This is a genomic window from Pseudoxanthobacter soli DSM 19599, from assembly GCF_900148505.1.
GTDB classification, from domain to species: domain Bacteria; phylum Pseudomonadota; class Alphaproteobacteria; order Rhizobiales; family Segnochrobactraceae; genus Pseudoxanthobacter; species Pseudoxanthobacter soli.
Genome location: NZ_FRXO01000002.1, coordinates 12,612 through 26,927 on the forward strand (window position 1 = coordinate 12,612; position 14,316 = coordinate 26,927).

The following is a 14,316-nucleotide window of genomic DNA, read 5'->3' on the forward strand; positions in this document are numbered from 1 at the left end:
CACATCCGGCGGATGGAAAAAGGGATACGGCGTCACACTTACAAGCGGGAATCATACCAGTCAACAACGCGGAGTGAGGAAATCCTCCGTATCTCCATCACAACAATGAAGCATTATTTTCGTTCCTCTGCGCAGGGACCGTATGTTCACGTATCTTTCAACATCCATATCCAAGCGATTGAACCACGCGTCCAGACCAGCCCTGTCACGGGCATTCAGGCCTCGCTCGCCGGCGAAGATATCGACGCAAGTGAACTACTCTTCATCGACGAAGACTATATCTTCGATCATGAAGGAAAGTTCCCGGCCGGAGGCGTCCGCCGGCCACATCCGCGATGCCTCGATTGCCAACGGGTGATCGCCGATGTCGAACGAAGCCTTGCAGCGAAGACGGATGAGAGAGCCGATGTCCGTCTCCTGTAGACTGAACGTGCCGAGACGCAGGCCTCCTAGACGGACCTCGACGGTCTGGCCGGGATTATTGTTGCGCACCTGAAGCTCGATCTCGCGCGAGCCCTGCACTGCGCTGCGAAGCCAGACTTCGCCATGCAGGCCGGCCATCCAGTAGAATGGCTTGGGAAGCCCGAATTGCGGGAAGGGTCCCTCGGCCGCTCCGAAGCCGCGCTCGTAGCGGGTCTGGCCGTCGATGAAGTAGCCGGAGAGGTTCTCGCTTGCCCGCCAGGCCCGCAGCGCGACGAGAGCATACGCCTGCCCGGGATCGGAGAACGGCGCCGCCGCCGAGAACGAGAATTCCATCCGGTTGAAGCCGGCGCGAAGACGTGCCCGCAGCCGGAACTCCACCAGGCCCTCCGATGCGGGCGTCCGGCGCCCGGCGACCTGCGGCGGACCGCCATTGACGACAATGGAGAGTTGCTCCCCCTGCCCGCCGGCATATCCGCAGAGCTGGACGAGGTGGTCGCCATCCTCTTCGGCCCGTAGCAGCAGCACGCCGTTGCTTCCAAGCCAGCACAAGCCGCCGGCCGAATCCTCAGCGACGGCCGTTGACTGGCCGGCGGGAACGACCGAGGCGCAGCGCGCGATACCGGCTACCGGTATCCACGGTTCCGAAGCCGTGAAGATGCCGCTCGCGAACACCTGCGACGCAATCGAGAGGGATGCAGGCGCGGTCGTCAGGTTCACGATCGGAGGCAAACCCAGCCCCAGTCCTCCCACGCTCTCCAGCAGTGTCAGCAGGCGCACCGCACCCATCTCCAGACAATGTCCGTTGATGGCATTCAACCTGCCGTGCACGCCGACCTCCCACCGCAAGGCGGCATCCGCCGCGAGGCGGCCGATGGCCTCGGTCAACGCGCCAGCATCGCAGGTCCGCATGCCCAGCCTCGCTTCGGGGCAGACCTGCACGGTGCCGTCCTCGGCGAACGAGATCACCGGCGTTCCACAGGCGGCCGCCTCGATCGCGATCCGGCCAGGGTGACGCGCACTTGGCAGCACGGCGATATCGGCAGCCTGACAATAGAGCGCGACCGTCTCTTCCCGCGCGTCTGTTGCGACCGACACGACCGGCAAGGCACCATTGTGCTGCCCGAAGCCATCCGGCGGCGGAGAATCGCTGTCCACAACAACGATCGTCGCTGCCGTCGACCGCAGCGCGGCGGCTGCCGCGGACAGGACGGGCAGGAGCGCCGTCGCGCCCGCGGCATTGCTGCCGTCCATCACCACGATGAGGTGGTCTTCAGGCAAGGCCAGCAACTGACGCGCCCGCGCGCGGCTGCCCGGCGTGAAGACGCCGGCATCGACCGACGCGGCAAGACTGCGCACCGGCACATCGAGGGCTTTGCCCAGAACAGCGGCCACCTCCTCCTCGCTCGTGAGCACGAGAGATGATCCGATGGCGGCAAGCCGTCCCGCGCCTTCTTGCGCATCCCGGCTGCGCCACCAGGGCTCGTCAACACAGGTGATGGTCGGCAGGCCGAACCCACCACCGGGCTTCCCCGATGCCAGAGCCGATGCATCGACGAGCACCGCGTCGAAGCCGCCGTCCGCGATGGCTCGCGTTGCCGACCGCAGGCCGTCCGCGTCGTCGTCCGCTGTCGTCAGAAAAGACCTGACGGTATGGCCCAACAGGGCAAGCGCCCGCGCCGTCGTCGTGAAGGCGGCGGCCTCGCGTCCCGGCCCCGAAGCGCTGAGGGCGGCCACCTTGAGATGGCGCGGGGGCCTGACCGGCATGGAGGGGTGGTCCATGCCGAATTCGGCCCTCAGCCTCCCGCCGTGCTCCACGAGTTCGGCGAGATGGGCCTCGCTGTCGCACACCGAGCGTATGGGTGGGACATGCCGCCGCGCGATCGGATAGCCGATGACCCGAATGCGTGCTCCCGCTTCGGCCATACGGGCCCACAGGTCGAAATCGGACACATGCCGCAGGCCTTCGTCGAGGCGCCCCTCGACCCGCGCGAAGATCTCCCGTCTGAAGAAAACCGCGGGCCGATCGAAAACACGCCCCTCAAGCCAGCCGCCCTCCACGTCGAGCACGTCGCCGGGCGACAGCGTTCCGGCCGGCAGGCAGGGCAGGCGGCGCAGAACGGTATCACCGGCGTCGTCGTGAAGCTCGCACAGCCCGGCGATCAGGTCGTCACCCAGGGATGCCGCGATCGCGGCAGCGTGTAGGGCGCCGTCGAACAGCACCTCGCCGGCTTCCAGCCAGACCAGAAGGGCGCCGCTCGCCCGGCGCAGCCCGGCGAGCGCAGGCGTGCCGCTGTCGCCAACCGGCCTCGGCAGATGATGCGTGACCGCCCTTCCATAGCCGTCGAGGACGAAGCGGACCTCGTCGCCCTCGCCGCCGGCGACGATCAGTTCGAGATCCGGATAGCCCTGTCCGAGGACCGACCGGATGGTGTCGTCCAGCGCCTCGGGGACGCCGGAAGCGGAGACGACGACCGAGATGCGCGGATGCTGACGGACGCCTGCGCCGTCCAGCGGCGCTGAAATCGGCAGCGCAACCGGATCGACCGTGTCGTGGCGGCGCACGTTCTCCGACGTCCGTTCCTCGATCCACCAGCCCGTGAGGAGGAAGAAGGCCTCGCTGACGGCACTGTCCACGGCCTCCATCGAGAACACCCTCCGCCCGGCGGGAAGGATGCATTCGGCGCGCCATTCGATCTCGCCGTCGAACCCGACGCCCGTCGGCATGAAGCGGGCGATGCGGCGGCCGTCGACACTGAGGGCGAGCCGCTGTTCGGGAAGCCCGGACCGTCCGGAGAACGTGACCATGTAGCGGCCGGTTCGCGGGACGATGACCTCGCCGAGGGCCGGGCTGACATTCATCCACCGGCAGCCGTCGCCGAGATAATAGTGGTCGCGCACCGGCCCCTGCGGCGGCAGAAAGCCCGTCGTCGGCAGGACGGGAAGCCTGGTCACTGTTCCGCTGGCCTTCATCACCGCCACCGGCCGCGGCGGGGAGGCATAGGCGTCCATGCGGAGCCATGTGCGGCCGCTGGAATCGTAGCGGATGGCGGTGGCGGCGTGGGGGCTTTCGGGGAAGCTGGCGATGTCCGAGCGCATGCGCTGGAACTCGACCTTGATGCGGTCGTAGTCGTCCCGCCCGCAAGACGGCGGATCATCGGGCTCCGACAGCATCTTCGTGCCGGAATAGACCCTGGACGGCTCCGTGTAGGGCTCGTCCAGCACACGATCGACCTCGGCATAGTACCGGTCCATCTGGCTCGACAACTGCCCCTTGCGGCGGCGGTGAAAGCCGAGAACGCTGTCGACGGACACGTAGTGCGTCAACCGCGCCATCCGACGCCACAAGTCCCAGTCCCCCGCCAGGCGGAAACTCGTGTCGAGCCCGCCGAGTTCGCGCCACAGGCTGGAGAACCAGAATGTTCCCTCCTGCATGATGAACGGCATGGCGCGGCCGTCGTAGAGACCGGCGGACATGCAGCGGCGGGAGAAGACGCCAACGGGCTCAAGCGTGGTGATGCTGCCGCCCTCGTCGAGCAGCGCGACACGCCCCCCGATCAGTCTGACATCGGGATAAAGACGGCAGATCGCGAAGATCGTGGCGAAGGCACCGGGGGCGACGAGGTCGTCGGATCCGATCCAGCCCATCAGTACATCGGGACCTGGCGGCAATGCGCGCGCGACGCCCTTGTTGATCGCATCGTACATGCCCTTGTCGGGCTCCGATGCGAAGGTGATGTGCACCTCCCGACAGAATTTCGGCAACAGGCCGGACTTGTTGAGGCGGATCCATCTGTCGACGATCGCGGCCGTCTCGTCCGTCGAGCCTCCGTCCTGGATGTGGTAGTGCAGCACAAAGTCGCCGACCTGATTCACGACGGAGGCAATCGTGGCGTCGATGAACTTTGCCCCGTTGAAGACCGGGGTGACGATGCAGACCGTCGGGGCGGCAGGCGACACCGGCGTCGGCGCGGCGGCCGGCTTGCCGAAGAACCTCGCCACACGGCGAGACAGACGCTGGACGGGTGTCAGCGTCGCGGCTTCGAAGGAGAGCGCAAGGGCCCTGTCGCGCTTCGCGACGAGTTCGGCATAGGGCCCCGAAAACCCTTCCCTCGCGGCAAAGGTGAGAGAGGCGTCGTCGACCAGCTTGATCTCGTGGTCGAGAACCTCGGAGAGATATTTGATGTCGCGCGGTTCAAGCTCGTCCAGAAACCGATCGTAGACGCCCTTGTTGAACTCGACGATCCGATCGGTGTTGCTCTCCGGCTTGTATTTCTCCACCAGCGTGGCCGCGGCCGGCTTCATGCCGAGAAGATCCGAGACGTGCTCGATGACCCACGTCTGATTGTTGGCGATGGCGAAGTAGGGAATATCGTGCAGCCGCGGCGCGTTCATCAGCGGCTCGACGCAGGTGAACGCGAGCTTGATCGAATCGCAGACGTCCTTGGCCTCGCGGAACTGATGAAAGAACCGGTCGAGATTCTGCGCGCGCTCGGCGCGGCCGGCGTCGAGCATGGAGAGTGCGACATCGCGCGGATCGCGATAGCTGTAGAAGATCTTGATGTTGCCGCGCGCCGCCTGCTCCTTGGCGTAATCCGAGATCATTCCGTGGGTCTTGATGACGTAGAATACGTCCGCCGGAATCCGCTCGACGACCTCCTTCAGGACCTCGTCGTCGATCGTCAGGTAGAAGTCCTGATAGTGATCGGCGGGTTTCGAGAGATATTTCTCCCGGATCTCTCGAGCATCGGCATTGTTGTGGATATAGGATAGATCGCCAAGAACCTGGTAGAGGAATGTGGAGCCCGACTTCGGCATTCCATGAGCAATGATGATCATCTAAAGAACCGGCTCCAAACTTTCATTCCAGAAGGTCGGCGATATCGACCCACGTCAGGGCTTGCTTCCGATCTGACCCAGCAACTCCGTGGCCCGCGTCGGCTGTTCCGAGAGGGTCACGGCCCGCTCCAGGACTGCCTTCGCCTCGTCCAGTTTGCCGGTGGCAATGAGAAGGTCGGCCAGCCCGATATGCGCCCAGTAGTCGTTCGGCGCGAGGCCGACGGCGCGGCGCCAGTGATGGAGCGCGACGACGGCCTGCCCCTCGCGTTGGGCGATCTCGGCCAGCGTGCGGTAGGGGTCCGACAATTGCGGGCTGATCTCAGCCGCCCGATGGCACAGCGTGCGTGCGACGTCGAAGTCGCCCTGCCCGACGGCACGGATCGCCCAGCGAACGAAGGCGTGAGTGCGCTCGGCGGGCGGCACCGCGTCAGGCGGGGGAAGCTCGGCGCCCTGCCCAGCGCGTTGGGCGATCTCGTCAAGCGTGCGCTGGGCATCCGGCAGCTGCGGGCTGATCTGGATCGCCCGATGGCACAGCGTGCGCGCGATGTCGAAGTCGCCCTGCTCCATTGCTTGGGCCGCCCAGCGGACTAGGGCCTGGGCGCGCTCGACGGGCGGCATCACCGCCTCCGGCGGGAGCAGGCCGGCGGCGTCGGGGCGTGAACGCAGCAAATCGGCGGAGACATACCAGTCGTCCCACTGGGAAATCTCCGGAAAGACCCGATAGTACCCTTTCGATTCCAGAAGCCTGTATATGTCCTCGCGCCGCGCGTCGAAGTTGTGCTCGATGGTGAGGCATCCGATCTGCCAGCGGTCGAAGTCGAACGTGCTGAGGATGGTCAGTTCGGCCCCCTCGACATCAAGCGACAGAAAATCAATCTGCGCCGGCGCGTTCGCCCGCGTCAGCAGGTCGTTGAGCGACACGGTCGTCAGCTCGATCGTCTGCACCGGGCGCTCCCGCTCCGCGACATCGCTGGACGAGACCGGCCTGTCGCCGAGTTCCTGATTGATTCCGGAGAATTCGGGCTCCAGCGTGCAGTCGAAGGAAACGGTCCTGCCCGTGACGTCGAGTACGCAGTCCGTCATCACCGCGCAGGCGCGGTTCTTCAGGAGCGACTGGTGAAAGACGGGATTGGGCTCGACGACGATGCCCTGCCATCCGTACGCCTTCTCCAGGAGATAGGTGTTCGAGATAAGAATGCCGTCGCCCGTGCCGACCTCGACGAAGAAGCCGCCCCGCTTTCCCCCACTCATGTGGAGAGCGAACAGATCCTGAAAGATCTGGGCATAGGACTCCGAGGCCTTGGTGATGAGCGTCTCGGCGAAATTCCCGAGCGCACTGGCAGCCCCGTGCTGCCGGCGGATCAGCGCCAAGGCAAAGGTGCTGCGCTCGAGCGCCGCCATGTCGAGGTCGACACTGGTGTAGAGACTGCGCCGGCGACTTTCCTCGCTGGCCAGAGCCTGGGGAGCGGTTCCATCAAGTTCCGGCCGTGACATTGCAGGCGCCATCCTCGCGTCGATCACAGGAAAATCGTCCCGGAGCGAGGTGGCGAAACGACCTTCGCGCCGATAGGGACTGATACTGCATCGGTCGGGGAAGCGAAAGCGCCGTAATCCCGCATGTCCGCCGGGCACAACCCGTTCGAACCACGGAAGAAAGCGGCCGGCAGCGATCCCGACGGCTCGCTTGTCGAAATGCGGTATTGTCGCCGCGTAAAGGAGCGCCTGACGACGGATTTCCGCCGCCACGCGAATGCTTGCCCCCTACCCGCCCCTGACCGTGAGCATCCAGTTCAGCACCTGACGCCAGTCCGTCATGCGGATCGGCGTGCCGTGGGAGCCGGTATCGAACAGCACGAAACGGATCGGATAGTCCGGCTCGGCCTGCTTCACCTTCTTGAAGAAGGCCTCCTGGCCGATCCAGGGGATGACGGCATCGTCGCTGCCGTGGCCGATATAGATCGGCAGCCATCGCGACGGCTTCTCGGCGGCGATGACGGAGAGGTACTTGTCGTCGACGACGGAGCCGAGCAGCAGCATACCGCCCATCAGGCGGGCGGTGGCGGGGTCTTCCGCCACCTGCCAGCACAGCACGCCGCCATAGGATCCGCAGGCGACGAAGATCGGCGCGCCGGGATTGTCGGCGGCGAGTGTGGTCATCAGCGCCTTCACGTCTTCGGCACCGCGCGCCTCGAAATTCGAGAAATCCGTCGAGACATAGAGCCCGCCGTTGCGCACCATCAGGTTCTTGATGCGGTTGAAGTTGCCGCCGAACATCCAGTCGTTGTTGCCCTGGAAGCGGTTGCCGCCGACGCCGTGCAGGTAGATCACGATCAGGCGGGCGCCGGTCCGCCGGCCGGCGGCGATGTACTTCACCTGCCGGTCGCCGACATTGAGCGTGATGTGGCTTTCGGAATTGCCGAAGCCGAGCAGCGTCACGTATTCGCCGTGGACCTTCTGTTCCCACACCTCGTCGCGCTGCCAGATATCGCGCTGCTTGACGTACTGAATGGTGAGATAATCGCCGCCATAGCTGCTGGAGAGCACGGCCGGGTACTTGAACAGGTCGTCCTTATAGGGGGCGAGCGGCGCCTGCGCGGCGGCCATGGCGACGTTGGCGAAGAGGACGGCAACGGCCACGGCGAGCCACCGCAGCGGCATCGCCAGCCGGCCAAGGGCGCGCCGAAACCGGCCTTTCGTGCTTCCGCCCATCATCGCCACATCCAAGCCTTCAATATCCAAGCCTTCAATATCCGCGCCTTCGTTGTCCCAGCCTTCGTTCCTGCCGACCAGCGCGAGACTCAATATTCGATGGTCTCGAAGCGCATCGACAGCGCATCGACGATCAGCAGGCGCCCGACCAGCGGACGGCCGATCCCGAGCAGCACGCGGACCACCTCCGTCGCCTGCAGGGTGCCCATAAGGCCGGCCACGGTCCCGAGCACCCCGGCCTCCTCGCAATTCGGAATCGTACCCTCCGCCGGCGGGGAAGGAAACAGATCGCGATAGGTGGGATTCGATGTCCCGTCGTCCCGGGTGGTCCACGGCATCAGTGTCGTCAGCGTGCCGTCGAAGCGGCCGAGCGCGGCACTCACCAGCGGGCGCCGCAGCAGGGCGCAGCTATCGGCGAGAAGATAGCGGGTGGCGAAATTGTCGGACCCGTCCGCGACGACGTCATAGGCCGCGACGAGCGCCTCGGCGTTGTCCGCATCGAGGCGCAGGGCGTGCCTCTCGACCGTCACATGGGGGTTGAGCCGGCCGATGGCATCGGCCGCACTGTCCACCTTAGGCCGTCCGATATCGGCGGTGCCATGGATGACCTGACGCTGGAGATTGGACACCGCCACCGTGTCGTCGTCGACGACACCGACGGTCCCGATCCCGGCAGCGGCGAGATAGAGCGCGAGGGGCGAACCGAGCCCTCCCGCTCCGACGACGAGAACGCGGGCCGCCTTCAGCCTCTGTTGGCCGGGGCCACCCACCTCCGGCAGCACAAGCTGGCGGGCATAGCGGGCGATCTCGTCACCCGCGAACACCGGTTGCGGCTCGCCCTGCTGTTCCATCTCGGTCACCCGCTGGCGTGCCGGGCTCAATCGAGCCCTTCGAACAGAAGCGTGGAGAGATAGCGCTCTGCGAAGGACGGAACGATCAGGACGATGGACTTGCCGGCGAACTCCGGCCGGCGTCCGAGCTCCGCCGCCGCCGCGATGGCGGCGCCGGACGAGATGCCGACGGGGATGCCCTCCAGCCGCGCGGCGAGACGGGCGTGCTTGAAGGCATCGTCGTTGGAGACGCCGATCACCTCGTCATAGATGTGGGTGTCGAGCACGGCCGGCACGAAGCCTGCGCCGATGCCCTGGATCTTGTGCGGTCCCGGCGCTCCGCCGGACAGAACCGGGCTGTCGGCCGGCTCGACGGCGACGATGCGGATGTCCGGATTGCGCGCCTTTAGCACCTGTCCGACGCCGGTAATGGTGCCGCCGGTGCCGACGCCCGCCACGAAGGCATCGACGTGGCCGTCGGTATCGTTCCAGATCTCCTCGGCGGTGGTGGCGCGATGGATCGCCGGGTTGGCGGGATTGATGAACTGCTGCGGCATCACCGCACCGGGAATTTCCGTCAGGATTTCCTCGGCCCGGGCAACCGCGCCCTTCATGCCCTTGGCCGCCTCGGTCAGTTCCAACTCCGCGCCGAGCAGTTTCAGCATCTTGCGGCGCTCGACCGACATCGATTCGGGCATCACCAGGATAAGCCGGTAGCCCCGGGCCGCCGCGGTGAAGGCAAGCGCGATGCCGGTATTGCCCGACGTCGGCTCGACCAGCACCGACTGGCCCCGCGTGATGCGGCCCTCGGCCTCCAGCGCGTCGATCATGGCGACGCCGATGCGGTCCTTCACGCTCGAGATCGGGTTGAAGAACTCAAGCTTGGCGAGCAGCGTCGCCCCGACGCCGAGTTCCGCCGCCAGCCGGTCCATCCGCACCAGCGGCGTGTTGCCGACCGTCTCGGTGATGGAACCGTAGATGCGGCCGCGGCCGGGCCGGGTTGCGGGTTCGGTGCCGGTTCCCCGGGCTTCGCCAGCATTCGCCATGATTGTTTCCTCCAAGCGGACGAGCGTCGAAATCCACTCGCCGGATAGACATCTTCGGGGACATGACCCCCAAACACCCCAGAGCGCAAGGGCCGTTATCCCGGTGCACCGGCGGCGTCGGGCTTCCGTTCAAGACCCACAGACATCGTCTTAACGCCGTTCGCCAACGCAGGTCGTTCCGATCCGCACGGAAGATGCCCGCGCTCCCAAGGCCGGGGCGATTTCTCGTAAACCGGGTATTTCAGGCCGGCGGGCGCTAGCGGCCCGTCGACCCGAACCCGCCGGCGCCGCGCACCGTCTCCGGTAGTTCGGAGACCTCGGTGAGAACCGGCACGGCGACCGCCGCCACCACCATCTGGGCAATGCGCTGGCCGCGTTCAACCGTGAACGGCTCACGGCCGTGATTGATCAGGATCACCTTGAGCTCGCCGCGATAGTCGGCATCGACGGTTCCGGGCGCGTTGAGCACGGTCACGCCGTGCTTGGCCGCGAGTCCCGAGCGCGGCCGCACCTGTGCCTCGAAACCTTCCGGTAGGGCGATCGCGAGGCCCGTCGGCACCATGGCATAGGCACCGGGCGCGATCACCACCGGCGCATCCGCAGGCACCGCCGCTGGCAGGTCGAGCCCCGCCGCACCGGCCGTCGCCGCGGCCGGGAGCGGCAGGTCGCTGCCGTGCGGCAGCCGGAGGACGGCGACGGAAACCATGGAAACCTCGTTTCGTTCGGCGGATCGTGAGGCGGCGGCCTGTCGGTGGCGGCCGCGTTCGGGAGGTGACGGGCCGGAGGCCTTCAGGCGCCGGCGAAATGATCGGCGATGCGTCCGACCAGGCGGCGGGCCACATCCTCCTTGGCGAGCCGCGGCCATTCCTCGATGCCGGCGCGGGAGACGATGCGCACGGTGTTGAACGCGCCTCCCATATTCCCGGTCTCCGGATTGACGTCGTTGGCGACGATCCAGTCACAGCCCTTGCGGTCGAGCTTGGCGCGGGCATTGGCGATCAGATCGTCGGTCTCAGCCGCGAATCCGACGAGAAGCTTCGGACGTGCCGACGGATGATGGCCGAGGGTCGCGAGGATGTCCGGGTTCTCGACCAGAACCAGAGCGGGCGGCCGGCCGGAGCCGTCCTTCTTGATCTTGTGGCCGCTGTCGGCCTCCGTCCGCCAGTCGGCGACGGCGGCGGTCATCACTGCGGCGTCGACCGGCAGGGCGCTTTCCACCGCGGCCATCATCTCGCGGGCGGTCTCGACGCGTACCACATTCACACCGGGCGGATCGGCGAGCGAAACCGGCCCGCTCACCAGCACCACGTCGGCGCCCTCCTCCGCCGCAGCGGCGGCGATGGCGAAGCCCTGCCGCCCGGACGAGCGGTTGGCAATGTAGCGCACAGGATCGATGGGCTCATGGGTCGGGCCGGCGGTGACGAGCACCTTGCGGCCGGCGAGCCGGCCCGCACGCTGCGGTGCCAGCACGCTTTCGACCGCGGCGACGATCTCAAGCGGCTCGGACATGCGGCCGACGCCGGATTCGCCCCGCTCCGCCATGGCCCCGCTGTTCGGTCCGACCACGCGCACGCCGTCGGCCGCGAGCACGGCGAGATTGCGCTGCGTCGCGGGGTGCGACCACATGCTCGGGTTCATCGCCGGCGCGACCAGGACCGGCTTGTCGGTCGCCAGCAGGCAGGCGGTGGCGAGATCGCCGGCAAGGCCATGCGCCATCTTGGCGAGAAGATCGGCCGTCGCCGGCGCGACCACGACGATGTCGGTCTCGCGCGCCAGCCGGATGTGGCCGATATCGTGCTCGGCGGTCAGGTCGAACAGGTCGTCGAACACCCGCTCGCCCGTCAGCGCACCGAAGGCCAGCGGCGTGGCGAAAGCCTTGGCCGCCTCGGTCATGATGGCACGGACGGTAAAGCCGCGTTCCTTCAGCCGCCGCACAAGATCGAGCGACTTGTAGGCGGCGATGCCGCCGCCGACGATAAGCAGCACGCGCCGGCCGGTGAATGCGGCCGCTTGCTCCGCCGACATCGCTCAGTTCTCCGGCGAGCCGGCGCGGCTGCGCGCGGTCACGACGCCGCCGCGAAGCTGCGCGGCGCCGGAACCCGGATCTGGACGGTGCCGCCACTGATCTCGTAGACGGCGAGGCCGCGCCGGTTCTGGCCGTTCGGCTCGAACCGGAACAGGCCGTCGACGCCGATGAAGCCGTCGCGGTTGGTCAGCACGGCTTCCGAGAACGGCTGCGGGCCGGCGCTGCGCACGAGTCCTGCGGCGAGGGTGGCGCCGTCATAGGCGAGCGAGGCGGTGCGCGGCGGCGCCGCGCCATAGCGCGCATTGTAGCGCGACGCGAATGCCTGGAAGCCGGCCTTGTCCGGGGCCGGATACCAGCCGCCGTTGAAGGCGGGATTGGAGCTGACGCGCGGGTCGTCCCACTGTCCGCTGCCGAGAAGCTGCACGCGGCCGCCCGAAAGCCCGCTCTGCGACAGCGCCGTGCCGATCGCGGCGGCGGCATCGCCGCCTTCCGGCACGAACAGCGAATCGATCTGCGACCCGAAGCTCGCGATCGACTGCGCCTTCTGCGCGAGGTCGGACCGGTTGGCGGCATAGCGTTCGACCGAGAGAAGCCGGATGCCGGAGCGGCCGGCAATCTCGCGCAGCGCGGCTTCCACCACGAGGCCGTAGGCCGAATCCGGCAGCAGCGCCGACATCGACCGCTTTCCCTGGCTGCCGGCATAGGTGACGATCCGCTCCACGTCCTGCTGCGGCAGGAAGCTCAGCAAATAGACGCCGGGCCCGGCGACGGAAACGTCGGTGGAGAAGCCGATGATCGGCACATTGGCCGGACGCGCGACGGAGGCCGCGCCGGACACGGCGGCAGAGAAGATCGGACCGAGGATCAGCTGCGCGCCCTGGCCGATGGCCTGCTGCACGGCATTGCGCGCGCCGGCATCCGAGCCGCCATCGTCCTTGACGAGAATGCGGATGTTGCCCTGCGGGAAGTCCGCCACCGCCAGCGCGGCTGCATTGCGGAACGACTGGCCGAGCGGGCTTGCGAGCGGCAGCAACAGGGCGATCGGAACGGTGCCGGTGCCGAGCACTTCCTCCGGGGGGCCGGCCGTTGCGGAGGCTGCCGGTGTGGGCTGCGTGGCCTGGTTCGTGGTGGTCGTGCAGGCTGCGGCGAGGCCGGCGAAGGCGACGCCGAAAGCCGTGCGGCGGGTCATCCCCCTGTCCGAGGCTGCGCCTGCGGCCGAAGAGGCAACGCCCGCGGCCCCTGTCATCTGCTCGGCCGTCTCCGGCCGGAATTCGCCAGCACCATCAACGCGGGACACCGTTACGCTCTCCCTTGCCTGTCGCGCCCGGATCCGCCCCAGCGAGCCCCGGTTTCAAACGCCGAACACATGGCATGACCGCCCACCGGGCGACCAATTCGATTGTAGGGCTCGACAAGGCCACGCGAAAGCGGCCATGTCAAAGTGAAGTCTGGTTTTTCCGCCCGGATGCGACCGTATCCGGGTGCCGTTGCCGTTGTGGATGCGCTGCGATGCCTGAATCCGAACCCCGCGCCGAAGGCGCAGCGCGAAGCTTCGCCATTGCGGGCCGGGCTCTGTCGGCGCCGGCCGCCGCGCCGGGGCTCTATGTCGTCGCCACGCCGATCGGAAATCTCGGCGACATCACCGTGCGTGCGCTCGAAACTCTGTCGGCCGCCGACCTTGTCGCCTGCGAGGACACGCGGGTGACGCGCGTGCTGCTCGACCGCTACGCCATCCGGACGAAGCTCGTCGCCTATCACGAGCACAACGCCGCCCGGATGCGGCCGCGCCTTCTGGAGGACCTCGCGGAAGGCCGCTCCATCGCCCTCGTCAGCGATGCCGGCACGCCGCTCATTTCAGATCCCGGCTACCGGCTGGTGGTCGATGCGGCGGCAGCCGGCCATAGGGTCGTGCCGATTCCCGGCGCCTCGGCGCTGCTGTCGGCGCTGGTCACCGCCGGCCTGCCGACCGATGCTTTCCTGTTTGCCGGCTTCCTCGCGCCGAAATCCGCCGCCCGCCGCCGCCGGCTCGCCGAGCTCGCCCGCACTCCGGCGACGCTGGTGTTCTACGAATCGCCCCGCCGCCTCGGCGAATGCCTCGCCGACATGGCCGAGACGCTGGGAGCGGACCGGCAGGCCGCCGTCGCCCGCGAACTCACCAAGCTCCACGAGACCGTGGTTCGCGGCCCGCTCTCCGAACTCGCCGCCGCGTTTGCCGGCGACCCGCCGCGCGGCGAAATCGTGATTGCCGTCGGCCCGCCTGGCGAGATCGCCGCCGACCCGGACGATGTCGACCGCCTCCTCGCCGAAGCGCTCGCCCGCCTGCCCGTCGGCGCCGCCGCTTCGGAAGTCGCCAAGGCGACGGGTGCCGATCGCCGTGCCCTCTACCGCCGCGCCCTCGACCTCAAGGGCGCTTCGGAGCCTGACGGCGGCGACGACGGCTAGCCGA

9 protein-coding genes are annotated in these 14,316 nt (G+C 67.4%); 1 reads left to right on the top strand and 8 read right to left on the bottom strand.

Annotation, left to right across the window (positions count from 1 at the left end):
- Positions 1-255: 255 nt before the first annotated feature.
- The 8 genes from BUF17_RS04565 to BUF17_RS04600 form a co-directional block, all read right to left on the bottom strand.
- The gene (locus BUF17_RS04565) at positions 256-5,259 is read right to left on the bottom strand and encodes a glycosyltransferase (RefSeq protein ID WP_073626121.1); all 5,004 of its coding nucleotides are present in this window, start codon (positions 5,257-5,259) and stop codon (positions 256-258) included.
- Between the two features lie 54 nt (positions 5,260-5,313).
- Positions 5,314-7,005 carry an FkbM family methyltransferase gene (locus tag BUF17_RS04570; protein ID WP_139282419.1) on the bottom strand — a complete coding sequence of 564 codons (1,692 nt, stop codon included), beginning with the start codon at positions 7,003-7,005 and terminating at the stop codon, positions 5,314-5,316.
- Positions 7,006-7,020: 15 nt separating this feature from the next.
- Positions 7,021-7,971 carry an alpha/beta fold hydrolase gene (locus tag BUF17_RS04575; protein WP_244530761.1) on the bottom strand — a complete coding sequence of 317 codons (951 nt, stop codon included), beginning with the start codon at positions 7,969-7,971 and terminating at the stop codon, positions 7,021-7,023.
- Between the two features lie 86 nt (positions 7,972-8,057).
- Positions 8,058-8,819, bottom strand: a complete 762-nt coding sequence (locus tag BUF17_RS04580; RefSeq protein WP_073627081.1) for a HesA/MoeB/ThiF family protein — start codon at positions 8,817-8,819, stop codon at positions 8,058-8,060.
- Positions 8,820-8,845: 26 nt separating this feature from the next.
- The gene (gene cysK, locus BUF17_RS04585) at positions 8,846-9,844 is read right to left on the bottom strand and encodes a cysteine synthase A (RefSeq protein ID WP_073626125.1); all 999 of its coding nucleotides are present in this window, start codon (positions 9,842-9,844) and stop codon (positions 8,846-8,848) included.
- Between the two features lie 256 nt (positions 9,845-10,100).
- Positions 10,101-10,550 (bottom strand): dUTP diphosphatase, encoded by a 450-nt coding sequence (dut, locus tag BUF17_RS04590; RefSeq protein WP_073626127.1) that lies wholly within the window; start codon positions 10,548-10,550, stop codon positions 10,101-10,103.
- Between the two features lie 83 nt (positions 10,551-10,633).
- The gene (gene coaBC / locus BUF17_RS04595) at positions 10,634-11,869 is read right to left on the bottom strand and encodes a bifunctional phosphopantothenoylcysteine decarboxylase/phosphopantothenate--cysteine ligase CoaBC (RefSeq protein WP_073626129.1); all 1,236 of its coding nucleotides are present in this window, start codon (positions 11,867-11,869) and stop codon (positions 10,634-10,636) included.
- Positions 11,870-11,907: 38 nt separating this feature from the next.
- A complete protein-coding gene (locus tag BUF17_RS04600) occupies positions 11,908-13,059 on the bottom strand; it encodes a penicillin-binding protein activator (RefSeq protein ID WP_073626131.1) in 1,152 nt (383 codons plus the stop codon).
- Between the two features lie 320 nt (positions 13,060-13,379).
- Between BUF17_RS04600 and rsmI the strand changes: the two genes are divergently transcribed.
- Complete coding sequence (gene rsmI / locus BUF17_RS04605) at positions 13,380-14,312, top strand: 16S rRNA (cytidine(1402)-2'-O)-methyltransferase (protein ID WP_073626133.1); 933 nt, start codon at positions 13,380-13,382, stop codon at positions 14,310-14,312.
- Positions 14,313-14,316: the final 4 nt, after the last annotated feature.

What these genes read in the sequence shown, in the direction of transcription:
- rsmI (WP_073626133.1), top strand. Translation starts at nt 13,380, where the DNA reads ATGCCTGAATCCGAACCCCGCGCCGAAGGCGCAGCGCGAAGCTTCGCC.
- BUF17_RS04575 (WP_244530761.1), bottom strand. Translation starts at nt 7,971, where the DNA reads ATGATGGGCGGAAGCACGAAAGGCCGGTTTCGGCGCGCCCTTGGCCGG.
- dut (WP_073626127.1), bottom strand. Translation starts at nt 10,550, where the DNA reads ATGGTTTCCGTCGCCGTCCTCCGGCTGCCGCACGGCAGCGACCTGCCG.
- coaBC (WP_073626129.1), bottom strand. Translation starts at nt 11,869, where the DNA reads ATGTCGGCGGAGCAAGCGGCCGCATTCACCGGCCGGCGCGTGCTGCTT.
- cysK (WP_073626125.1), bottom strand. Translation starts at nt 9,844, where the DNA reads ATGGCGAATGCTGGCGAAGCCCGGGGAACCGGCACCGAACCCGCAACC.
- BUF17_RS04565 (WP_073626121.1), bottom strand. Translation starts at nt 5,259, where the DNA reads ATGATCATCATTGCTCATGGAATGCCGAAGTCGGGCTCCACATTCCTC.
- BUF17_RS04580 (WP_073627081.1), bottom strand. Translation starts at nt 8,819, where the DNA reads ATGGAACAGCAGGGCGAGCCGCAACCGGTGTTCGCGGGTGACGAGATC.
- BUF17_RS04600 (WP_073626131.1), bottom strand. Translation starts at nt 13,059, where the DNA reads ATGACCCGCCGCACGGCTTTCGGCGTCGCCTTCGCCGGCCTCGCCGCA.